Consider the following 20,935-nt stretch of genomic DNA (forward strand, 5'->3'; position numbering starts at 1 on the left):
CTAGCATTTTCTCTTATATTCGCTACTCAAGAGATAAAGGATCCTAAATCCTGTCAATTTCTTACAAGACACATTACATAAGATGCCGCTCGGCAATAGAAATTGTTTTCCACATTTTCCTTTGAAACACTCAAACAGATCTCTGAATTGTTCTTTTGCAAATTCAATTGCTTTCGTTTGAATGCTGGTATGCGGCCGAATGTTACTCCCTTTCTAACCTGTACCTCAGAACTTTGATTCTATCTGACCACCTATGAATTTAACCGAACTCAAGAAAAAACCGATTGGCGAACTCATCAAGATTGCCGAGTTTATGGGCCTCGAAGGTATGGCTCGTAACCGTAAGCAAGACATTATTTTTGCCATCTTAAAACGTCATGCAATGAATGGCGAAGAGATTTTTGGTGATGGCGTTCTAGAAATTTTGTCAGATGGTTTTGGCTTTTTACGCTCAGCCGCAGGTTCTTATTTAGCAGGTCCTGACGATATCTATGTCAGCCCTTCTCAAATTCGTCGTTTTAACCTCCGTACTGGCGACACCATTACTGGCACCATTCGCCCGCCGAAAGAAGGCGAACGTTATTTTGCTTTACTTAAAGTCAATCAGATTAACTACGACACACCTGAAAATTCACGTAACAAGATTCTGTTTGAAAACTTGACCCCATTATTCCCGACCGAACAGTTGGTGATGGAGTTGGGCAATGGCACCACTGAAGATTTAACCACCCGTGTGATCGACTTAGTTGCACCGATTGGTAAAGGCCAGCGTTCAATTATTGTGGCTCCGCCGAAAGCGGGTAAAACCATGCTGCTGCAAAGCATTGCACAGTCCATCGTTCGCAATAATCCTGAAGTTATTCTGATCGTTCTCCTAATTGATGAGCGTCCAGAAGAAGTGACTGAGATGGAGCGTACGGTTCGTGGTGAAGTCGTGGCTTCTACCTTTGATGAATCTCCTGCACGTCACGTTCAAGTCGCTGAAATGGTGATTGAAAAAGCAAAACGTCTGGTTGAGCACAAGAAAGATGTGGTGATTCTGCTTGACTCGATTACCCGTCTGGCACGTGCCTATAACACCGTGATCCCTTCATCAGGCAAAGTACTGACTGGTGGTGTGGATGCGCATGCCCTAGAACGTCCTAAACGTTTCTTTGGTGCTGCACGTAATATCGAAGAAGGTGGTTCACTAACCATCATTTCTACTGCCCTGATTGAAACCGGTAGTAAAATGGATGAAGTGATTTACGAAGAATTCAAAGGTACAGGTAACCAGGAAATTACCCTTGATCGTCGCATTGCAGAAAAGCGCGTATTCCCTGCGATGAACATCAAGAAATCTGGTACTCGCCGTGAAGAACGCCTGATGTCAGAAGACAATCTGCGTAAAGTCTGGATTCTGCGCAAGCTGTTGCATACTCAAGATGAGTTGGCGGCAATGGAATTCTTACTGGATCGCATGAAAGAAACCAAGACCAACGATGATTTCTTTGATCAGATGAAACGCAAAGCTTCAAATTAAAATTTCAAATGAAAGGTCACCCAAGCGGTGGCCTTTTTTAGGTTGACATAAATTACAGAATGAAACAATCAACCCTGATTTATGTAAACTTATTTTTAAGTTTTTGATTAATAAAATATTCAGATTAAAAATTGTATAACTTTTAAGTGTTTAACAAGCCTTTCTCCAATCTAAATGTTTCATTCCATTGTTATTTTCTGTTAAAAACTTCTTATTTTTTATCGTTTTTCCGTACTTTTTTGATCATTGCCAGTAGCAATTAAAAATGCGCAGTGATAGCATATTTGCAGACCAGTTAGACTGCTCCTGCGTTGTTAGTCCCTAACACAATTAGGAACAATAAAAGCACTTAACAGACTAACTTTGGTTTTTTTAATCTCAATTTTTAGAGAGTGATGCCATGTTATTCAAAAAAATCGCTATTGCTGCTGCAGTTGCTACTACTTTAGCTTTCGTTGGTTGTGCTAAAAAAGCTGACGACGCTGCTGCCGACGCTAACCAAGCTGCTTCTGAAGCTGTAGAAGCTGCTTCTGAAGCTGAAGCTGCTGCTGACGCTGCTGCTGTAGAAGCTACTGACGTTGAAGCTTCTTCTGAAGTTGCTGCTGAAGTTGACGCTGCATCTGAAGCTGAAGCTGCTGCTGCAGTTGCTACTGAAGCTGCTGCTGACGCTACTGCTGCTTCTGAAGCTGCTGCTCAATAATCTTTTAGATTATTCAGTACAAAAAAAGAGAGCCTTTGGCTCTCTTTTTTTATTTTAAAAACTGAAATTTAAAAATATTAGATTTCAGCTTTTAAAAAAGCAGATCAGTTGATCTGCTCATTTCCCACACGTTGACGGAACTTCTGTCCCGCACGGAAGGTTACTACACGGCGTGCAGAAATCGGAATCTCTTCACCCGTTTTCGGGTTACGGCCTGGACGTTGACGCTTGTCACGCAACTCAAAATTACCAAAACCCGAAAGTTTTACTTGCTCGCCTGAGATGAGCGCCTGGCTAATCTCATCGAAGAACAACTCAACCATTTGTTTTGCTTCACGACGGTTTAAACTCGTGAGCTCACTTAAATTATCAGCCATTTCTGCTTTAGTTAGTGCTGTCATGAAGCCCTCAATGTCGCTTGGTAAGTGTTTTCTAACACTTGAAGGATATTATCCATACCTGATTTAATTTCAGCATCTTCCAGTGTACGGCTTGGATGCTGCCAGAGAAGTGCAAATGCCAGTGAGCGTTTCCCTTCTTCTACTCCTTGTCCAGTGTACACATCGAACAACCAAGTTGAGTCTAAAAGCTCTCCGCCTGTTTTTTCGATAAGTCCCTGAATTTCGCTAACATTAATCTTATCATTAATTAAAAGCGCAATATCACGTCGAACCGATGGAAAACGTGATAATTCTGTAAAATTAGATACATAAGTTTGCAAAACAGCCGCTTGATCCAATTCTGCTACCCATGTGGTTGCCAGATCAAGTTCGTCTTCAAGTGAGGGATGTAAACGCCCCAAGTAACCAATTGATTGACCATTCACGAGAATTTCTGCGGATTGTCCTGGATGCAACCAGCTACGCTCTGAACGCACATATTCTACTTTGACACGACCAGCAGCCAAAATTTCTTCTATATCGCCCTTAAAGTCAAAAAAGTCCATTGGCTGTGCCTTACCATGCCAAGACTCAGCATGACGTGAACCAGTCGCAATCAATGCAAAAGTTGGAATCTGTTTTAAATCATGGATGCTGCTGGCTTCTTGATAGTCGAAACGCAGACCGAGCTCAAAGAAACGTACACGGCTTTGCTGGCGGTTGACATTGTACTGAACACAAGGAATCAGGCTAGACAGCAAGGTTGAACGCATCACAGCCAAATCACTTGAAATTGGATTAGCTAATGCTAATGGATTCACACTGGAATTAAGTTGCTTTTCAAGTTTTAGGTCTGAGAAGCTAAAACTGATCGCTTCTTGGTAACCTAAAGTTACGGCAGTTTGACGGAGTTGGCCCAACTCAAATTGATCTTGGTATTTCGCCAATTTCACATCAATCACAGGCAGACTGATTTGAATATTGTCATAACCGTGAATACGTGCCACTTCTTCAATCAAATCTTGATAGATCACCATGTCATAACGATGTGATGGCGGCACTACAGACCACTCACCTTCTGCTTTTACTGTAACTTCACAACCTAAACGGGTTAAAGCATCAGTAATGAACGCTGAGTCAACACTATAACCTAGCAGTTGATCGACTTGGGCTTGATTCAATTCAATTGCGTCACGTGTTGGCAATAGAGCCGCATTTTCGGCAACTGTAATTGGTCCGAACTCACCGCCCGCAAGTTCAGCAATCAATTGTGATGCGCGGTGCATAGCGATCAATGGCAATTCAAAATCGACACCACGTTCATAACGCTGAGAAGCATCGGTATGCAAGCCAAAGCTACGTGCACGACCCGCAATATGCAGTGGCGCGAAGAATGCAGATTCTAGGAAAATTTCAGTGGTTGCATCGCTGACTGCTGAAGACAAGCCGCCCATAATACCGGCAATGGCTAATGCTTTTTCATCATCTGCAATCACCATCACTTTTTCGTTGAGTTCAACTTCTTGTTCATTGAGCAAAACTAACTTTTCAGCTTCCGTCGCTTGACGTACATGTACCGCACCTTGAACTTTACCGCCATCAAATGCGTGTAGCGGTTGACCAAGCTCGATTAATACATAGTTGGTAATATCGACCAGAATGCTGTGCTGACGAATACCTGAACGTGCCAATGCACGCTCCATCCATACAGGAGTCACAGCCTTGGTATTGACGTTCTTGATGACACGACCCAAATAGCGTGGGCAGCCTTCAGTCGATACAACGACTTTCTTTTCTTCGCTAATAGTCGCAGCTACTTCTTTAATTTCAGGGGCAGTTACTGGCAATTGGTTAATCACACCAATTTCACGTGCGATCCCGCGAATACTGAAGCAGTCCCCACGGTTCGGTGTAATGCTGATGTCAATCACGTTGTCATCAAGGTCTAGATATTCACGAATGTTCATACCTACTGGTGCATCCGCTGGAAGCTCTAACAAACCATCAATTTTATCTTCTAAATCGATTTCTGAAGCGCCGCACAGCATGCCTTGTGACTCGATACCACGTAGCTTGCCTTTCTTGATTTTGAAATCGCCTGGAAGTACTGCACCAATGGTCGCAACTGGCGCTTTCATGCCGGCACGTACGTTTGGCGCACCACATACAATTTGCAGTGGCTCACCTGAACCGATATTGACAGTGGTCACACGCAAGCGATCTGCATCAGGATGTTGTTCTACTGTCAGGACTTCCCCCACCACTACACCAGTAAATGCTTTTGCTGCAGGTGCAAGCTCATCGACTTCCAGACCCAACATGGTCAATTGATCAGAAAGTTTTTCGCTATCGATGGCTGGGTTGACCCATGTGCGTAGCCAATTTTCGCTAATTTTCATTAATATAAAACCTGTAATTCAAATCTCTAGAATCCCCCTCTGCCCCCCATTTTCCAAAGGGGGAGAACTCCATCTATTTCGCGGAGTCCCTCTCCTTTTTAAAAGGAGAGGTTAAGGAGAGGTATAAATTTGTTTTAAGCAAACTGGCGTAAGAAACGCACATCATTTTGGAAGAACATACGTAAGTCATTCATGCCATAACGCAGCATTGCAAAACGTTCAACACCCAGACCAAAAGCAAAGCCTTTGTATTTTTCAGGATCAATGCCTGCAGCTTGCAGCACATTCGGATGCACCATACCGCAGCCCAATACTTCTAACCAGCGACCGCGTTCATCCATAATATCCACTTCCGCACTCGGCTCAGTGAACGGGAAATAAGATGGACGGAAACGTACTTTCAAATCTTTTTCGAAGAATTCGTTCAGCAGATTAATCAGCAAACCTTTCAGTTCCGCGAAGCTGGTATTTTCAGCCACGTATAAACCTTCGATCTGATGGAACATCGGCGAGTGGGTTTGATCCGAATCACAACGGTAAACACGGCCCGGGCACACGATCTGGATTGGTGGCTGCTGGGTTTCCATGGTACGAATCTGCACACCAGACGTATGCGTACGCAGCAAATGGTTCACATCGAAATAGAAGGTATCGTGCATGGCACGCGCCGGGTGATGACCCGGAATATTCAGTGCTTCAAAGTTGTGATAGTCATCTTCAACTTCAGGACCTGTTGCAACCGTAAAACCTGCCTTGGTAAAGAACTGGCAAATACGCTCTTGCACCTGGGTCACTGGATGGATACTGCCCACCTGTTGGCCACGACCTGGTAAAGTAATATCAATGGTTTCGCTTGCCAGTTTTTGTTCTAAGGCAGCTTTATGCAATTCTGCCTGACGTGAGGTCAATGCAGCGGTAATAGTTTCACGTACAGCATGGATTTGTGCGCCGAAGACTTTACGTTCTTCAGGATCCATTTTACCAAGCGACTTAGATTGTTCCGCGAGCTGGCTTTTTTTCCCCGTAAATTGCACTCGTACTTGATCAAGTGCAGCAAGGTCTTGAGCTGCTGCAATCGCAGCGAGCGCTTCAGTGGTCAGGGCTTCCAGTGACATAGTAACTCTCAAAGCAACAGGTTAAAAAATATTTTAAAAACCCCACATTCTAACAGTTTTTAGACACTTTGATGAAGATGCGTTTTAAGGAAAATTAGATTGGCATGATTAAATATAAAAAGTATAAGATAAACACAATATCAATCAGATCAAATCACTATGGCACTCGATCAAATTTGGAAACAGCAACTAACCTTCGTCACTTACGGCAATGAGTATTTGACTCAAGACCTGAGTTTCAATCGTTGGATTCAACATTCCATTTTTAATCAGCATCAGTTTGCCTTTCGGGATCTGATGTCACAACACCTGCTGGCCCAGCATTTCCAGATCTGGCTGGAAGGCCTGAAAAAACAAGGCGTGCGTCGCCTCAGCTTGCATCGCTCTGATTTACTGGTTGATGAAAAAAATCCGAATGCCAATATCGAGCTATTACCACTGGCGCATTTTATTGTCAGTCATGGTGCTAAAACCAAAACTGCCTGGATCATCGGCAAGGAACTGCCTGAATGGTACAGCGCAGACAATGATTACGAAGCACCTAAATCACAGCAATCCCCTTTACGCCATGAAACATTCTGGTGTTATGAGCTAAATCCTAAACTGGCCAAGCGCATTGATGTCGATCTGGAAGCCCCAAACTGGGATGATATTCAGGCCTATACCGATCATGAACTGTTTGAAAGTAGCCTTGCCCAAGATTTTACCGAACCTGCATATACCAATTTGCCTTATTACGGCACCATGCCTGCCATTCAAGCCGATAGCGAAAGTCATTTGGCCTTAATTCCCACTGACTATTCAGCGGATTATGCTCACCAGACTTTGTACCGCCTAGACGCCTTAAATGACTTTATTCAAACGAAAATCCAGCATCCCTATCGTGCAGATGGCGAAGTACTCAGCCCGGAGCAGCAACTTAACCTGCGACATTTTTCGCAAAAAATTGATGATTTAAGTGCTAAATTCATCAGCAAAGTCGCCAATCACTATAAAACTGCACAGCTAACACCAAAAGTTGCACCTGACCCATTTGTCGGTATGAGTACCGAAGACCGCTCACCAAAAATTTCTAAAGCAGAAAAACCTCAGGACCCAGGCAAATCCAGTTCATCTGCAAATGTGCTGACCTTAATTGTGATCACTGTGATTATCTGTCTGATTGGCTACTATTTCGGCCTTTAACATTTTGCCAGAAAAGCTTGAACATCACGGGCAGAATTCAATGGATATTTTGATATTCATGAGCAGGCATCAACTTGAAATAATGCTGACGATTTTGTGATGGTTTTCATCATCCATCAGATGATGGAATCACGACTGAGTATCTGTCTTAAAATTTCAGCATTATTTGAATGAGCCGAAGCTATCATTTGCTGATCGGCCGGAAATGCTCTCTTAATTGACCGGTGGAGATATTGAGATAAAAAGATAAATCAGCCATACATTTCTAAGGGCTGATTTATTTTCTATCGTCTTTTCCCAGGTTTTAGATTTTTCTACGTTGAGCCAGCTGGGCCAGAGTATTCAAAAATTAAATGTCCCACTGATAACATAAGTCTTTAAGATTCTCGCCCAGATCGCTGGCATCTCCTTCACTGACAAAATAGGCGCCGGTCTTTTCATAAAAATAACGACTGGAATTCAGGTTCAATACGCTGCACTGCATATACTGGTAGGATTTTTCTCGACTTAAACCCAGACCCAATTGAACCAAATCACGTCCAATGCCGCGACCTTGAATATTTTGAAGCAAATAAAGTGCTCTCAATTCACTAATTGGTGCATCCACTGGAAAATTAAAGGCAGCAAATCCGAGCACCTGAGCATTTTCTTCATAGACAAATACCTGTCGATTTTCCTGTTCAAGCACAGAACGCTACAAGGCAGCTCTTTGTTCTACACACAATGCATCTAAAATTTCTTGTTTGATGATGTTTTTATAGCTTTCACGCCAGCTTTGTACGTGCACTTGGGCAATCGGCAGGACATCCCGTTGAGTGGCAAGTCGAATCATTATTTTTAAGCCTTATTTTTGATTATGCAGTTTAACAATGACTAAAAAATATAGGATTTACAATATTGATTTTTAAATAATATTTAAAATGACTACTTTTATTTAAGCATAAAAAAGACCGCTAAAAGCGGTCTTTTCAAGTCATAAAGACTTATGCAGCCAATGCATCTTTAGCTTTAGAAGCTAAAGCAGCAAACGCAACTGCGTCATGCATAGCGATGTCAGCAAGTACGCGACGGTCGATAATCACTTGAGCTTTTTTCAAGCCAGCAATCATACGGCTGTATGACAAACCATTTTGACGAGCACCAGCGTTGATACGTGCAATCCACAAAGCGCGGAATTGACGTTTCTTTTGACGACGGTCACGGTAAGCATATTGACCAGCTTTGATTACCGCTTGGAACGCTACGCGGTAAACGCGTGAACGAGCACCATAGTAACCTTTAGCGCGAGCAAGAATTTTTTTGTGACGGCGATGAGCCTGTACACCACGTTTTACACGAGCCATTTATAATCTCCTTAGATGTACGGGCACATACGACGAACTGAAGCAACGTCACTTACGTGAACCATTACACAGCCGCGCAATTGACGAATACGCTTAGCAGATTTTTTGGTCAAAATGTGGCGTTTGAACGCTTGTTTACGCTTAAAACCGTTAGCAGTCGCTTTAAAGCGTTTAGCTGCACCACGGCGAGTTTTCATCTTAGGCATAACAACCTCTTTTGAACACCTGTTCGGCTCGTTTGCACCATTACAAAACGACCTGCAGGTAAGGGAGCGAGTATTCTAAAGCATCTTTGTTTAAAACAAAAGCATCTTCACCCAATAAGCGAATTTAAAGAATGATTTCGCTCTGAAATAATATCCAAGACTGGATCAGGAAAATTATTTTCAAGTTTAGAACATGGCAAAGGCCGCATAGACAAACAGATAACGTCCAATTTTAGCGATGCTGACCATCAGCAGAAAACGGACGAGGTTTTCTTTTAATAGTCCCGCAATCAGGGTAATCGGATCACCAATGATAGGCACCCAGCTCAGCAGTAAAGACCAGTAACCATATTTCTGATAGGTCTTTTGCGCCTTGAGCATCTTATCTGCTGAAACCGGAAACCACTTTTTATTTTTATAATGCTCAATCTTGAGTCCCAGATACCAGTTCACACAAGAACCCAGTATATTCCCCAAACTGGCCACCGCAATTAACAGTACCTCACTCTGCTCACCCTGCACTAAAAGCCCCAGTAGCACAGCTTCAGACTGTAAAGGCAGTAAGGTCGCTGCACCAAAGGCAGATAGAAACAGTAAAAACAGGCTCATTACAGCATTAACGGCTCAAGCCCATTTTTTTCTTGGCTTTACTATATTCCCAACTGGACCAAACGACTGCAGTCACCATCGCCATGATCCGCGCCCATTTATACTGCTCATTGAGCGGTGCAATTGCAGCACGTAAAATCTGCTGATCTTTGGTATTTAGGGCAGCAATCACCTGATCGATATGCACAATTTCAGCAACATACAGCACTAAACATGCAGCAATGCCGAAAAGAATGCTCCAGTAAATTCGGGTATTACTTTCAACAATCTTGGTAAAGTTCAGAAGAAAATCGTTCATATATCCATCCAATAAAAAACCACCGTAAGGGTGGCTTTATTTGCTTAAGGCTATTTTAGCATAAAGGCAGATGCTTAACTGACCTGTATCGCCAGCGCTTTCTGAACCGCAGGACGAGCATTCAAGCGATCAATATATTTGGAAACTTCAGGATAATCTTCCAGATTGATCTGCTGCCAGTCGTGTCGCAATAACCACGGAAATATCGCCATATCAGCAATCGAGTATTCGCCGGCAACATAATCCTGCCCGACCAGCTGCTTATTCAACACCCCATATAAACGCTTGCTTTCATTGACATAGCGCTCTGTGGCATAAGCAATCCGCTCAGGTGCAAAACGGCTAAAGTGATGATTTTGCCCGAGCATCGGCCCCAAACCGCCCATTTGCCACATCAGCCACTGTTCGACCTGAATACGCTTCACTTCATCGGCTGGATAAAACAGACTTGTTTTGCGACCCAGATATTGCAAGATCGCACCTGACTCAAAAATTGAAATGGCGCGGCCATGTGGCCCATCCTGATCAACAATTGCCGGGATTTTATTATTGGGAGAAATAGCCAGAAAATCGGACTGGAACTGGTCATTTTCCAGAATATTGATGGGAATAATTTGATATTCCAGCCCCATTTCTTCTAGAGCAATACTAATTTTATGGCCGTTGGGGGTGCCCCAATAATATAAATCGATCATTTTCTTCTAATACTCCCTGCACTTTTACTATGCGACGATGTACTCAACATAGAGGATTTAGAAAGAAACAACAAGTCTGCATTTTAAAATTATTTTTCAATAAATATCAAAATCTTATTAAAAATTTATATATTTTTTTCTTTTTGATCTTGAAAATTTCAGCTCCAAACACATATTTATTTCTGCATAAGGATTGCGTCAATCTTATGCGCTGTTGATGTCTGACATGACAGATCTTATTTTCTTGTTTTTATAACTTTGCTTTAGTGAGAAGGTTCTAATCATGAGTAACTTAAATCTTCATCCATTATTTCGTCGTAGTATTGGCTTTGATCGCTTGAATGACTTTATTGACTATGCCATGCAAAGCGATGCACCGAATTACCCACCGTATAATATCGAAAAGCGTGGTGAGAATAATTACCGCATCGTGGTGGCAACTGCGGGTTTTCGTCAGGAAGAACTCGACATTCGTCTGGAAAATAAGTTGCTGACCATCCTAGGCAAGCCTGAAAACCAGAGCAATGACAGTATTGAATTCCTGTACAAAGGCATTGCGCGACGTGCATTTAAATTGTCTTTACGTCTGGATGAATATATAGAGGTACAACAGGCAGACTATGAAAATGGTTTATTGATCATCGACTTGCAGCGCATTATTCCAGAAGAAAAATTGCCACGTCAAATCCCGATTGGCAATAAACTGCTCATTGCAAACGATGAAAAATCAGTGGAATAAGCTTGATTAAGTACGCAAAGGAAGGTCCGAAAGGGCCTTTCTTTTTGGCTACAGATTACCTAAGCTCATTAAGGCAATACGCTTTCTGATCATAAAAATAAACCATGAATGTGCCAGAAAACATCCTGTTTCATCAAGCTAGCCCGATCATGCGCACTACGGGATATTTGCTGTTTTGTTATCCGGTCGGAATATTCAGCATTTTTTATTTCAGCAGTGCACGTAGCAATTCCAGCTTTCTTCAAGGTCTGTTATTTTTATGGCAGGAGTCTCCTGGCTTTTATGTTTATATTGGCGGCTTTCTTGGTCTTTCGCTGCTTATGTTGGGAACTAAACTGAAAATCACCTCACACGCTATTTATTATACTTTGGCCGGTTTCCGCATCAGCCTGTGCTTAAAACGACATTCGGTACAGTATAGTTTTCTAAATCCACGCTATGCTTCTCTCAAAGCACATCTCAAACGTTGGCTCTATAACATGCCAGCACATGTGATTAGTCCACGCGATGGCACTTTGGATTTTAAATTGTGTCAGCCTGGTCTGATGAATCAAATTTGCCTCGGGTTTTTCCGGATTCAGCTATCGATGTTTTCCCGGCAGCAAGCCAGGGAAATTATTCAAGCTATGTACAATGCGTGGAATTTTAGAGCATAAAAAAAGCCCTGCATATGCAGGGCTTTTTTCGTTTAATGAGTGCTTACTTTTTCTTTTTAGGACCAAGTAACATACCCATTTGACGGCCTTCCATTTTCGGCATCTGCTCAACAGTACCGAATTCAGCCACGTCAGCTTCAATTTTTTGCAATTGAGCTAGACCCAACTGTTGGTGCGCCATTTCACGACCACGGAAACGAAGCGTGATTTTCACCTTGTTACCTTCTTCAAGGAACTTGATGATTGCACGTAGTTTTACGTTGTAATCGCCAACATCAGTACCCGGGCGTAGCTTGATTTCTTTCACCTGGACTTGATGTTGTTTTTTCTTCGCTTCTTTCTGCTTTTGCTTAAGATCAAACAAATGCTTGTTGAAGTCCATGATCTTACATACTGGTGGCTCAGCGTTTGCTACGATCTCTACAAGATCAAGCTCAACACTTTCTGCTGCGCGCAGGGCGTCAGCTAAGCTTACAATCCCTTTCTGCTCACCATTTTCGTCTACAAGACGGACTTCTTTCGCACGAATTTCATCATTCAAGGCAGGACGGTTTGATTTGTTACCGCCCTGTTGATTACGGTCAGGCTGTTTAATCGCTGTTACTCCACAATGTACCGGCCACGTTCGGCTACGGCTGCTTTTACTAGGTCAACGAAAGCATCGATTGACATAGTACCCAAATTTGTTCCTGAGCGGGTACGCACGTTTACGGTACCTTCCTCTACTTCACGGTCCCCAAGTACCAGTAAGTAAGGAATACGCTCTAATGTACGTTCACGAATCTTAAAGCCGATTTTCTCATTTCTCAAGTCAGAAATTGCACGGATACCGTTTTCTTTAAGTTTTGCGACGACTGACTCACATGCCTCAGCTTGAGAATCGGTAATGTTCATCACACACGCTTGCATTGGTGCCAACCAAGGTGGCATGAAGCCTGCGTAGTGTTCAATCAGTATACCAATAAAACGCTCGAAGCTGCCAAGAATTGCACGATGTAACATTACTGGCTGATCGCGGTCATTATCTTCAGTGACATAAGACGCATCCAGACGTTCTGGCAAGTTAAAGTCACACTGAATGGTACCACACTGCCAGACACGACCTAAGCAGTCTTTCAGAGAGAATTCAATCTTCGGACCGTAGAATGCGCCTTCGCCTGGTTGAAGTTCCCACTCAAGACCTGCAGCATCTAAAGCATCTGCCAAAGATTTTTCTGCCATATCCCAAAGCTTGTCATCACCCACACGTTTTTCAGGACGCGTCGACAACTTCATTTGTACTTCTTCAAAGCCAAAGTCTTTGTATACATCCAGTGTCAATTTGATAAAGTTTGCAACTTCAGGACCAATCTGTTCTTTGGTACAGAAAATATGCGCATCATCTTGGGTAAAGCCACGTACACGCATAATGCCGTGCAATGAACCCGATGGCTCGTTACGGTGACATGAACCAAACTCTGCCAAACGTACAGGAAGATCACGGTATGACTTCAAGCCTTGATTGAACACCTGTACGTGACAAGGACAGTTCATTGGTTTCACCGCATAGTTGCGGTTTTCAGAATGCGTGGTGAACATGTTGTCTGCATAGTTGGCAGCATGTCCCGATTTTTCCCACAGCGTGAAATCAACCACTTGTGGGGTACGGATTTCTTCGTAGCCATTGTCTTGCTGAACTTTACGCATGTATTGTTCAAGCACTTGGTAAATGGTCCAACCGTTTGGATGCCAGAACACCATACCCGGTGCTTCTTCTTGCATATGGAACAAATCAAGTGCTTTACCGATTTTACGGTGATCTCGTTTTTCTGCTTCTTCAATCCGTTTTACATAAGCCGCAAGCTGCTTCTTGTCTGCCCACGCTGTACCGTAAATACGTTGTAGCTGTTCGTTTTTCGCATCACCGCGCCAGTAAGCACCTGAAATTTTAGTCAGCTTGAACGATTTTAAGAATTTGGTGTTTGGAACGTGCGGACCACGGCACATATCCAAGTAATCCTGATGGTAGTACAAGCCCATTTGGGTTTCTTCAGGCATGTCTGCGATCAGGCGCAATTTGTATTCTTCGCCACGCGCAGTGAATTCAGCAATCACTTCATCACGCGGCGTCATTTTTTTCACAACATCATAGTCCTGATCGATGAGCTTTTTCATACGCTCTTCAATCGCTGCCATGTCGTCTAAGGTAAACGGACGTGGCATCCAGATGTCATAGTAGAAACCTTCCTCAATGACCGGACCAATGACCATCTTTGCTTCTGGGAACAGTTGCTTAACCGCATGACCGACCAAATGCGCGCAAGAATGGCGAATGATCTCGACACCGGCTTCGTCTTTAGGCGTGATAATTTGTAGTGTTGCATCTTCAGTGATGAGATCAGACGCATCAACCAAACGATCGTTGACACGACCAGCAACTGTATTTTTTGCAAGACCAGGACCAATGCTAAGTGCAACGTCCATCACAGATACGGCGTGATCAAACTGTTTTTGATCGCCATTTGGCAAAGTGATAATTGGCATAAGAAATCCTTAAGGAGTGATGCCCCGTACCATGGAGCATATCACCGCGAGATTATGATCGAGGCACAGCCTCAAAAGATAAAAACGGTGGATAAATAAAATCGATTCGAATTTTACACGGCTTGGCCGCATGATTAAACCTTTTCCCAATAAAAATAAGATTTACCGTCAAATCTGTGCCTGATCGTTAAAGGCTTAGGCTCATTTTTCATTTCAGAATGTGGTTATTCCCGGAACGTCTGCCACTGGAGAAACTTTCCTTCTGTATAAGCATAAAGCTGAGCGAATTGCGGGATGATAGCTTCACTTTGTGTCGGTCTTAAAAACACATAATCATCGACATGAATATCGCACTGCATGGGCACCTGAAGCATTTCCTGATTACTGCTGCGACCATACAATACATGCGGTCGGCTTTTTTCAGGATAAATATAATCTGCTCGCCAATAGCCTCCGTAAATAAATATGGCTTTATATTGATGTGGAAGATGATTCAACAGTTCCAAACCGGGAATCTGGCTACAAGGCAAAACTTTGAGTATCGGTGTGGCAATCCATAAAGCACAGCTTAAAGCGGATAAATTTTTCAGATCAAAATCACTGGGCTTGAGCAGCATCGAGCCAAAGGCCAGATCATTACAGACACTTTGCTGGCAATGCTGCATAAATGTCGGACTACCACCGCCATTAAAACACAGACCTTCTTGCCATAAATCGGGGAATTGCTGCTGCAAAATAGTTTTATATTGTTGATACATCTGCTGCGATTGCTGATAACTTTTTTCAGGACTTTTCAGAATTTTTGGCAATTTGGCGACATGTGCATCATAGCCCATTAGACCCGAAAGTTTGAGATAAGCCGCGTTATGCTGAATCAGCTTCATTAAGGCTATAAATTGCTGCTGCGTTTGTACGCCGCCACGATGCAGCCCCACATCAATTTCAATATTGACATTCAGGCAGATATTCAAGCTTTGCGCGAGTTGCAGATATTGTTTTAAGCGCTCCACCTCCTCAATCAGCCATTGGATACTTGCTTGATCACTGGCTTTATTTGGATCAGATAAAGTTTGATAAAAAGATTTTACCGCCTGAATCGGCATCGGTTTACCCAACAAGATATCAGCTTGCGGAAACGTCCCAATAATTTCCGCAAGATGCGGCAGATGAAACACCATAAAGCGCTGGGTATTCAGCTTTTCACTGGCCAGTTTGAGTAGCTGAATGCTGGCCAAGGACTTCACCACTAGGCGTGGTTTTAACTTCGCAGGCAATTTTGACTGTACATAGTCCAAATTACCTTGATAGGTTTTTAAATCTAAAATCAGTTGCGGTGTGCCAGTGCCCTGCCGTTTTAATTCCTGCGTCAGTTGCTGAAAATAATTTGATTGCATCGCCCTCTCCTCATTTCCCAGATAAAAACAATTCTTTTAAATATGGATTCAGCCATTTTTGCTGTGGATCCAATTGCTGACGTAGCACCATGAAATTATCCCATTTCGGGTAGAGTTCGCGCAGCGAGGCTGCGCTCATACTATGTAACTTGCCCCAATGCGGTCGTCCCTGATATTTCTGTAAAATCGGCTCGACCAGATCAAAGATCGCGTGGTAATCCTGTTTATAAAATTGATGAATCGAAATGGAGACCGAATCACGCTGATAAAAAGGACTTAGCCAGATCTCATCGCCTTTGACATAACGAAACTCGATCGGGAAAAACATCGGCACTTGGTGTTTGCATAAAACATGCAGAATCTCGTCCAGACACTGCAAGCCAAACTCAACCGGAACCTGATATTCCATTTCATTAAATCTGGTCTTACGCGGAGTTGGAAAAATTCTGGATGAACAGTCTACATAACGAGTCGGTTTGACAAATACGCCGAGCAGTTTTTGCAGATAGGGATTTGTCTTTGGGAAGAGTCGCGTCAATTCCGAACATAGAGTCAATAAAATATCTTCCGGAGGCCAGCTCTCTGTTCTCGGCTGAATGGTTGCATCCGTTTCATCCAGAGTTTTCAGCATCACTTGATCGGCATGTAAAAAAGCCCAAAATTCAATATACCGGTGCTGATGTTTCCATTGATCAATATGGGTAAATATGTCTTTTAATGAACAGAGCCGAATCTGTTCTTTTAGTTTATATCGTGGCCGATTTTGCAGGGTGATTTGGGTCAATACACCCAAGCTGCCCAATGCCACCCGTCCAGCCTGAAATATCTCAGCATTCTGCTCACGATGACATTGCAACAGCTCTCCATCCGCGGTCAGTAATTCAAAGCCTTCCACGAAAGCAGAGATGCAAGGTAAATCGATGCCCGTGCCATGCGTTCCGGTAGAAATCGCTCCGGCCAGACTTTGCTGGTCTATATCGCCCTGATTGATTAAGGCCTGATTGATCGGTACCAGATCTTCCCCCAAATCATATAAACGCGTCCCGGCCCGCACGGTGCATTGGGTTTTCTCTTGATCAAAGGCAACGATACCTTTTAACAAATCGAGATTAAGCAACACCTCATCTGTTTTGGCCAATGGGCTAAATGAATGTCCTGCACCCACTGCACGAATGTGTGCATGGGTCTTCACTAAACTTTGTGATTCACTGATCTGGCTAGGCTGACAAATCCGAGCAGCACTGGACTGGCTCCCCGACCAGTTTCGCCAGGCGTCATTCGCCTGTTGTATTTTCATTATTATTCTCTGGCTTATATTATTTTAATGATTCAACTAGAGTAAAATACCTAAAAAATCAAACTTGGGAACCCAGGCGTTCAGAACATTTAAGTAGGGTTAAATATTTTTATTAATATTCAATTACTTAGAATTTGTAAAATCGTACTCGACTAAAGCATAAATGCAAGATTTCTGAGAAATACATATCTTTTCAAAAGGATATGAAAATAAATATAGAACGGAGTTTTACAATGGTTAGCGCATATGATGAATTACCGCGTACCCCCGCGAATTTTGTAGCCTTATCACCTTTACGCTATCTTGATCGTGCAGCTTATATCTATCCAAACCAGAACGCGATTATTCACGGTAAGCGTCGTATTACCTGGCGTGAGAAATACAACCGTTGTCGTCAGTTTGCCAACCAACTCCAAAAATTAGGCATCGGTAAAAATGATACCGTGTCTGTCCTGCTGCCTAACGTCCCTGCCATGATCGAAGCGCATTTTGCTGTACCAATGGCAGGTGCCGTCCTGAATACCTTAAATACCCGTCTGGATGCCAAGACCCTTGCTTTCATGCTGGAACATGCTGAGAGCAAAGTATTATTGGTTGATCCTGAATTTACTGCACTTGCGACTGAAGCACTCGCTCTAGTTTCACAAGACATTTATGTCATTGATGTGGCTGATGCAGAGTTTGAAGGTGAAGACCAGCGTATTGGCCAAATCGAATATGAAGACTGGATTGCGCAAGGCGATGCAAACTTTGAATGGCATTTACCTCAAGATGAATGGGATGCCATCAGCTTAAGTTACACTTCTGGGACCACCGGCAACCCGAAAGGCGTGGTCTATCATCATCGTGGTGCCTACATTAACGCAGCCAGTAATATTATTGCCTGTGGCATGACACCACGTGCCACCTATTTATGGACACTGCCGCTATTCCACTGTAATGGCTGGTGCTTTGCCTGGACCATGGCGGCCAACGGTGGAACCAACGTTTGCTTGCGTAAAGTTGATGCTGAACGGATCTTTAAACTGATTGCCGAACATAAAGTCGATTACTTCTGCGGTGCACCAATTGTCTTGTCAATGCTGATTAACGCACCTGAAGAGAAAAAGACCAAAATTGATCATCGTGTCGAAGTGATGGTGGCGGGTGCCGCACCTCCAGCAGCAATTATTGAAGGCATGCGCAATATCGGCATTAATGTCACGCATGTTTACGGCTTGACTGAAACCTATGGCCCTTCTGCACTCTGCGCTTCACAGGCAGGCTGGAGCGATCTGTCTATTCAGGAACAGGCACAGTTGCACTCCCGTCAAGGCGTCCCGTATCCATTGCAAGATGGCATGAAAGTGCTTGATCCGGATACCATGCAGGAAGTGCCACATGATGGTCAGACCATGGGTGAAATCATGTTCCGTGGCAATATCGTGATGAAAGGTTATCTGAAAAATCCTGAGACGACAGCAGAAGCCTTTGCTGGTGGCTGGTTCCATACGGGGGATCTGGCGGTATGCCAACCGGATGGCTATGCAAAAATTACCGACCGTTCCAAAGATGTGATTATTTCCGGCGGGGAAAATATTTCATCTCTTGAAGTGGAAGAAGTGCTGTATCAGCATCCGGCAGTGCTGACTGCGGCGGTAGTCGCAAAGCCTGATCCACGCTGGCAGGAAGTTCCTTGTGCCTTTATCGAACTCAAAGAAGGAATAACAGCTTCGGAAGAAGAAATTATGGAATTCTGCCGTGAACATCTGGCCCGTTTTAAAGTGCCTAAGGATGTGGTGATTACCGAAATTCCAAAAACTTCGACCGGAAAATTGCAGAAATTTGTTTTACGTGAGTGGGCCAAAGAGCGTGCGCAAGGTGAGTTCTCTTAAGGCCATCCAGGCATATTTTTTCAAAATCTACTCAATAAAAAATCGTGCTAAGAAAACTTAGCACGATTTTTTAACTTACCCTCTCCCAAACCCTCTCCTATAAGGAGAGGACTTTAAGGAGCTTACATCTCTACCATTTCCACGCCATCAATACGGGCAACGGTCATCAAGTCCTTATCACCACGACCTGAAACCGTCGCAATAATAATTTGATCCTTGTCCATGGTCGGTGCAAGTTTAGTGACATAAGCCATAGCATGTGCGCTTTCTAACGCCGGAATAATGCCTTCAATCTTGGTCAAGTCGCGGAAACCCTGTAAAGCTTCCTGATCATTGATCGGCACGTATTTCACGCGATCCATATCTTTCAGAAAACTATGTTCCGGACCCACACCTGGATAATCCAGACCTGCAGAAATTGAATGTGTTTCGATGATCTGGCCTTGCGCATCCGACATCAGATAAGTACGGTTACCATGCAGAACACCGACATGACCGGCATTCAATGGCGCAGAATGTTTACCTGATTCAATCCCATGACCTGCTGCTTCAACGCCGTACATTTTCACATCTTGGTCATTCAGGAATGGATAGAACAAGCCCATTGCATTAGATCCACCACCGACACATGCTACCAAGGCATCTGGTAAACGGCCAGCCTGTTCCAGAATCTGACGGCGTGCTTCACGACCAATGATCGACTGGAAATCACGAACCAGTTGCGGATATGGGTGTGGACCTGCCACAGTACCAATCACGTAATAAGTTGAATCAACATTGGTCACCCAGTCACGCATGGCTTCATTCATGGCATCTTTTAAGGTTTTAGAGCCACTTTCTACCGGCACAACCGTCGCGCCTAATAAACGCATACGGTAGACGTTCATCGCCTGACGTTTTACATCGTCTGCGCCCATGAATACTACACATTCAAGACCTAAACGTGCTGCAATTGTTGCCGTTGCTACACCATGCTGGCCTGCACCTGTTTCGGCAATAATACGTTTCTTGCCGGAAAGCTTCGCCAGTAAGGCCTGACCGATTGTGTTATTTACTTTGTGCGAACCGGTATGGTTCAGGTCTTCACGTTTCAGGTAAATCTGTGCGCCACCCAACTCTTTCGACCATCGTTCAGCATGATATAAAGGACTCGGACGACCGACGTAAAACGCCATGTCACGGTCAAATTCTGCCAAAAACTGCGCATCATCTTTCATACGGAAATAGAGCTTTTCCAAGTCTTCTAAAGCCGCCATGAGTGTTTCTGACACAAAACGTCCGCCATGAATACCGAAATGCCCGCGTTCATCCGGGAATTGGGTATAGTCAACTGCCTGACTGTTCTGGCTAGTACTTTGCTGATCCACGATGGACTCCTTGCATAAAGCGTTCTATGAGTTGTTGGTCTTTAATACCTTTTGCGGACTCGACACCGCCACTCACATCGACGGCATACGCCTGTGTGGTGAGAATTGCCTGTTCAATATTGTCAGGATTTAAACCGCCTGCCAAGATCAAGGGAATATTGAGTTTGGGAAATGTGTCCCAATCGAAGCTGTGCCCTGTGCCACCTTTCAGATCAGGATGCCATGCATCTAATAGCACTGCGCTTGCGCCTGCATCTTGATAACCTTGAATTTCTGCGACTGCATCCAGATCAGGTTTTACCTGAATGGCTTTATACCAACGGCGTCCGACCTGCTGGGCGATGGCCTGACACTGTTCAGGTGTTTCATCGCCATGAAATTGTAAAATATCCAGCGGTATTTTATTTAAAATCGCCTGGATTTCATCTGCGTGACTATTCACAAATAAACCCACCGCCTGTACATACGCCGGAACCGCCCGGATCAGGATTTCAGCCTGCTCTAAAGTGACATGCCGCGGACTCGGTGGATAAAATACAAATCCTATCGCGTCACAGCCAGCATTGGCTACGGCATGTACATCTTCAACTCGGGTGATTCCACAAATTTTGGCACGGGTTCGCATATTATGTT

General features: G+C 43.7%; 22 protein-coding genes. 6 read left to right on the forward strand and 16 right to left on the reverse strand.

The window, feature by feature from the left end:
• Nucleotides 1-253 precede the first annotated feature (253 nt).
• Both rho and NI464_RS08780 read left to right on the forward strand, forming a co-directional pair.
• On the forward strand, nt 254-1,522 hold the full coding sequence (gene rho, locus NI464_RS08775) for a transcription termination factor Rho (RefSeq protein WP_004278267.1): 1,269 nt from the start codon (nt 254-256) through the stop codon (nt 1,520-1,522).
• 400 nt (nt 1,523-1,922) lie between these two features.
• A complete protein-coding gene (locus NI464_RS08780; RefSeq protein WP_071852242.1) occupies nt 1,923-2,222 on the forward strand; it encodes a hypothetical protein in 300 nt (99 codons plus the stop codon).
• A gap of 104 nt (nt 2,223-2,326) precedes the next feature.
• On the opposite strand, the gene NI464_RS08785 is transcribed toward NI464_RS08780, so the two are convergent.
• From NI464_RS08785 to pheS, 3 genes are all read right to left on the reverse strand, one after another.
• Nucleotides 2,327-2,623: an integration host factor subunit alpha gene (locus tag NI464_RS08785; RefSeq protein WP_253138174.1), complete on the reverse strand. Its 297-nt coding sequence runs from the start codon at nt 2,621-2,623 to the stop codon at nt 2,327-2,329.
• The gene (pheT, locus tag NI464_RS08790; protein ID WP_253138175.1) at nt 2,620-5,001 is read right to left on the reverse strand and encodes a phenylalanine--tRNA ligase subunit beta; all 2,382 of its coding nucleotides are present in this window, start codon (nt 4,999-5,001) and stop codon (nt 2,620-2,622) included. Before pheT ends, NI464_RS08785 begins: the two co-directional genes overlap by 4 nt.
• Nucleotides 5,002-5,135: 134 nt before the next feature.
• Nucleotides 5,136-6,116 (reverse strand): phenylalanine--tRNA ligase subunit alpha, encoded by a 981-nt coding sequence (gene pheS / locus NI464_RS08795; protein WP_253138176.1) that lies wholly within the window; start codon nt 6,114-6,116, stop codon nt 5,136-5,138.
• A 159-nt stretch (nt 6,117-6,275) separates the two neighbouring features.
• Between pheS and NI464_RS08800 the strand changes: the two genes are divergently transcribed.
• The gene (locus NI464_RS08800) at nt 6,276-7,301 is read left to right on the forward strand and encodes a hypothetical protein (protein WP_253138177.1); all 1,026 of its coding nucleotides are present in this window, start codon (nt 6,276-6,278) and stop codon (nt 7,299-7,301) included.
• A 349-nt stretch (nt 7,302-7,650) separates the two neighbouring features.
• On the opposite strand, the gene NI464_RS08805 is transcribed toward NI464_RS08800, so the two are convergent.
• The 7 genes from NI464_RS08805 to NI464_RS08835 form a co-directional block, all read right to left on the reverse strand.
• On the reverse strand, nt 7,651-7,989 hold the full coding sequence (locus NI464_RS08805; RefSeq protein ID WP_005250784.1) for a GNAT family N-acetyltransferase: 339 nt from the start codon (nt 7,987-7,989) through the stop codon (nt 7,651-7,653).
• 6 nt (nt 7,990-7,995) lie between these two features.
• Complete coding sequence (locus NI464_RS08810) at nt 7,996-8,133, reverse strand: hypothetical protein (protein ID WP_253138178.1); 138 nt, start codon at nt 8,131-8,133, stop codon at nt 7,996-7,998.
• A 151-nt stretch (nt 8,134-8,284) separates the two neighbouring features.
• Nucleotides 8,285-8,644: a 50S ribosomal protein L20 gene (gene rplT, locus NI464_RS08815; protein WP_004647525.1), complete on the reverse strand. Its 360-nt coding sequence runs from the start codon at nt 8,642-8,644 to the stop codon at nt 8,285-8,287.
• 11 nt (nt 8,645-8,655) lie between these two features.
• The gene (gene rpmI / locus NI464_RS08820; RefSeq protein WP_004278281.1) at nt 8,656-8,850 is read right to left on the reverse strand and encodes a 50S ribosomal protein L35; all 195 of its coding nucleotides are present in this window, start codon (nt 8,848-8,850) and stop codon (nt 8,656-8,658) included.
• A 186-nt stretch (nt 8,851-9,036) separates the two neighbouring features.
• The gene (locus tag NI464_RS08825) at nt 9,037-9,459 is read right to left on the reverse strand and encodes a YqaA family protein (protein WP_005250780.1); all 423 of its coding nucleotides are present in this window, start codon (nt 9,457-9,459) and stop codon (nt 9,037-9,039) included.
• A gap of 7 nt (nt 9,460-9,466) precedes the next feature.
• Entirely contained in the window at nt 9,467-9,757 is a 291-nt protein-coding gene (locus NI464_RS08830) for a hypothetical protein (protein ID WP_004647523.1), read from the reverse strand.
• A 74-nt stretch (nt 9,758-9,831) separates the two neighbouring features.
• Nucleotides 9,832-10,452: a glutathione S-transferase family protein gene (locus tag NI464_RS08835; protein WP_253138179.1), complete on the reverse strand. Its 621-nt coding sequence runs from the start codon at nt 10,450-10,452 to the stop codon at nt 9,832-9,834.
• A gap of 283 nt (nt 10,453-10,735) precedes the next feature.
• Here NI464_RS08835 and NI464_RS08840 point away from each other — a divergent pair, with 283 nt between their 5' ends.
• Nucleotides 10,736-11,191: an Hsp20 family protein gene (locus NI464_RS08840; RefSeq protein WP_004732955.1), complete on the forward strand. Its 456-nt coding sequence runs from the start codon at nt 10,736-10,738 to the stop codon at nt 11,189-11,191.
• 104 nt (nt 11,192-11,295) lie between these two features.
• A complete protein-coding gene (locus NI464_RS08845; protein WP_071852247.1) occupies nt 11,296-11,847 on the forward strand; it encodes a hypothetical protein in 552 nt (183 codons plus the stop codon).
• A gap of 43 nt (nt 11,848-11,890) precedes the next feature.
• Here the strand turns inward: NI464_RS08845 and infC are convergent, their stop codons facing one another.
• The 4 genes from infC to NI464_RS08865 form a co-directional block, all read right to left on the reverse strand.
• Nucleotides 11,891-12,442 (reverse strand): translation initiation factor IF-3, encoded by a 552-nt coding sequence (infC, locus tag NI464_RS08850; protein WP_071850398.1) that lies wholly within the window; start codon nt 12,440-12,442, stop codon nt 11,891-11,893.
• A 5-nt stretch (nt 12,443-12,447) separates the two neighbouring features.
• On the reverse strand, nt 12,448-14,370 hold the full coding sequence (gene thrS, locus NI464_RS08855; RefSeq protein ID WP_005107823.1) for a threonine--tRNA ligase: 1,923 nt from the start codon (nt 14,368-14,370) through the stop codon (nt 12,448-12,450).
• A gap of 224 nt (nt 14,371-14,594) precedes the next feature.
• Nucleotides 14,595-15,764, reverse strand: coding sequence for an alanine racemase (locus NI464_RS08860; protein WP_253138180.1), 1,170 nt, complete (start codon nt 15,762-15,764; stop codon nt 14,595-14,597).
• A 10-nt stretch (nt 15,765-15,774) separates the two neighbouring features.
• Nucleotides 15,775-17,061: a D-arabinono-1,4-lactone oxidase gene (locus tag NI464_RS08865; protein ID WP_253138181.1), complete on the reverse strand. Its 1,287-nt coding sequence runs from the start codon at nt 17,059-17,061 to the stop codon at nt 15,775-15,777.
• A gap of 233 nt (nt 17,062-17,294) precedes the next feature.
• Between NI464_RS08865 and NI464_RS08870 the strand changes: the two genes are divergently transcribed.
• Nucleotides 17,295-18,935, forward strand: a complete 1,641-nt coding sequence (locus NI464_RS08870) for an acyl-CoA synthetase (RefSeq protein WP_253138182.1) — start codon at nt 17,295-17,297, stop codon at nt 18,933-18,935.
• Nucleotides 18,936-19,057: 122 nt separating this feature from the next.
• Here NI464_RS08870 and trpB read toward each other — a convergent pair whose 3' ends face one another.
• On the reverse strand, nt 19,058-20,302 hold the full coding sequence (gene trpB, locus NI464_RS08875) for a tryptophan synthase subunit beta (RefSeq protein ID WP_004732965.1): 1,245 nt from the start codon (nt 20,300-20,302) through the stop codon (nt 19,058-19,060).
• Nucleotides 20,283-20,927 (reverse strand): phosphoribosylanthranilate isomerase, encoded by a 645-nt coding sequence (locus NI464_RS08880; RefSeq protein WP_164542764.1) that lies wholly within the window; start codon nt 20,925-20,927, stop codon nt 20,283-20,285. The genes trpB and NI464_RS08880 overlap by 20 nt, the downstream gene beginning before the upstream one ends.
• Nucleotides 20,928-20,935 lie beyond the last annotated feature (8 nt).

The sequence above is a fragment of the Acinetobacter lwoffii genome, from assembly GCF_024129685.1.
In the GTDB taxonomy this organism is placed as follows: domain Bacteria; phylum Pseudomonadota; class Gammaproteobacteria; order Pseudomonadales; family Moraxellaceae; genus Acinetobacter; species Acinetobacter lwoffii_X.

What these genes read in the sequence shown, in the direction of transcription:
- NI464_RS08880 (WP_164542764.1), bottom strand. Translation starts at nt 20,927, where the DNA reads ATGCGAACCCGTGCCAAAATTTGTGGAATCACCCGAGTTGAAGATGTA.
- NI464_RS08830 (WP_004647523.1), bottom strand. Translation starts at nt 9,757, where the DNA reads ATGAACGATTTTCTTCTGAACTTTACCAAGATTGTTGAAAGTAATACC.
- NI464_RS08800 (WP_253138177.1), top strand. Translation starts at nt 6,276, where the DNA reads ATGGCACTCGATCAAATTTGGAAACAGCAACTAACCTTCGTCACTTAC.
- NI464_RS08810 (WP_253138178.1), bottom strand. Translation starts at nt 8,133, where the DNA reads ATGATTCGACTTGCCACTCAACGGGATGTCCTGCCGATTGCCCAAGTG.
- rpmI (WP_004278281.1), bottom strand. Translation starts at nt 8,850, where the DNA reads ATGCCTAAGATGAAAACTCGCCGTGGTGCAGCTAAACGCTTTAAAGCG.
- NI464_RS08825 (WP_005250780.1), bottom strand. Translation starts at nt 9,459, where the DNA reads ATGAGCCTGTTTTTACTGTTTCTATCTGCCTTTGGTGCAGCGACCTTA.
- NI464_RS08785 (WP_253138174.1), bottom strand. Translation starts at nt 2,623, where the DNA reads ATGACAGCACTAACTAAAGCAGAAATGGCTGATAATTTAAGTGAGCTC.
- pheS (WP_253138176.1), bottom strand. Translation starts at nt 6,116, where the DNA reads ATGTCACTGGAAGCCCTGACCACTGAAGCGCTCGCTGCGATTGCAGCA.
- NI464_RS08835 (WP_253138179.1), bottom strand. Translation starts at nt 10,452, where the DNA reads ATGATCGATTTATATTATTGGGGCACCCCCAACGGCCATAAAATTAGT.
- NI464_RS08865 (WP_253138181.1), bottom strand. Translation starts at nt 17,061, where the DNA reads ATGAAAATACAACAGGCGAATGACGCCTGGCGAAACTGGTCGGGGAGC.
- NI464_RS08840 (WP_004732955.1), top strand. Translation starts at nt 10,736, where the DNA reads ATGAGTAACTTAAATCTTCATCCATTATTTCGTCGTAGTATTGGCTTT.
- rplT (WP_004647525.1), bottom strand. Translation starts at nt 8,644, where the DNA reads ATGGCTCGTGTAAAACGTGGTGTACAGGCTCATCGCCGTCACAAAAAA.
- NI464_RS08860 (WP_253138180.1), bottom strand. Translation starts at nt 15,764, where the DNA reads ATGCAATCAAATTATTTTCAGCAACTGACGCAGGAATTAAAACGGCAG.
- NI464_RS08870 (WP_253138182.1), top strand. Translation starts at nt 17,295, where the DNA reads ATGGTTAGCGCATATGATGAATTACCGCGTACCCCCGCGAATTTTGTA.
- pheT (WP_253138175.1), bottom strand. Translation starts at nt 5,001, where the DNA reads ATGAAAATTAGCGAAAATTGGCTACGCACATGGGTCAACCCAGCCATC.
- NI464_RS08845 (WP_071852247.1), top strand. Translation starts at nt 11,296, where the DNA reads ATGAATGTGCCAGAAAACATCCTGTTTCATCAAGCTAGCCCGATCATG.
- NI464_RS08780 (WP_071852242.1), top strand. Translation starts at nt 1,923, where the DNA reads ATGTTATTCAAAAAAATCGCTATTGCTGCTGCAGTTGCTACTACTTTA.
- thrS (WP_005107823.1), bottom strand. Translation starts at nt 14,370, where the DNA reads ATGCCAATTATCACTTTGCCAAATGGCGATCAAAAACAGTTTGATCAC.
- rho (WP_004278267.1), top strand. Translation starts at nt 254, where the DNA reads ATGAATTTAACCGAACTCAAGAAAAAACCGATTGGCGAACTCATCAAG.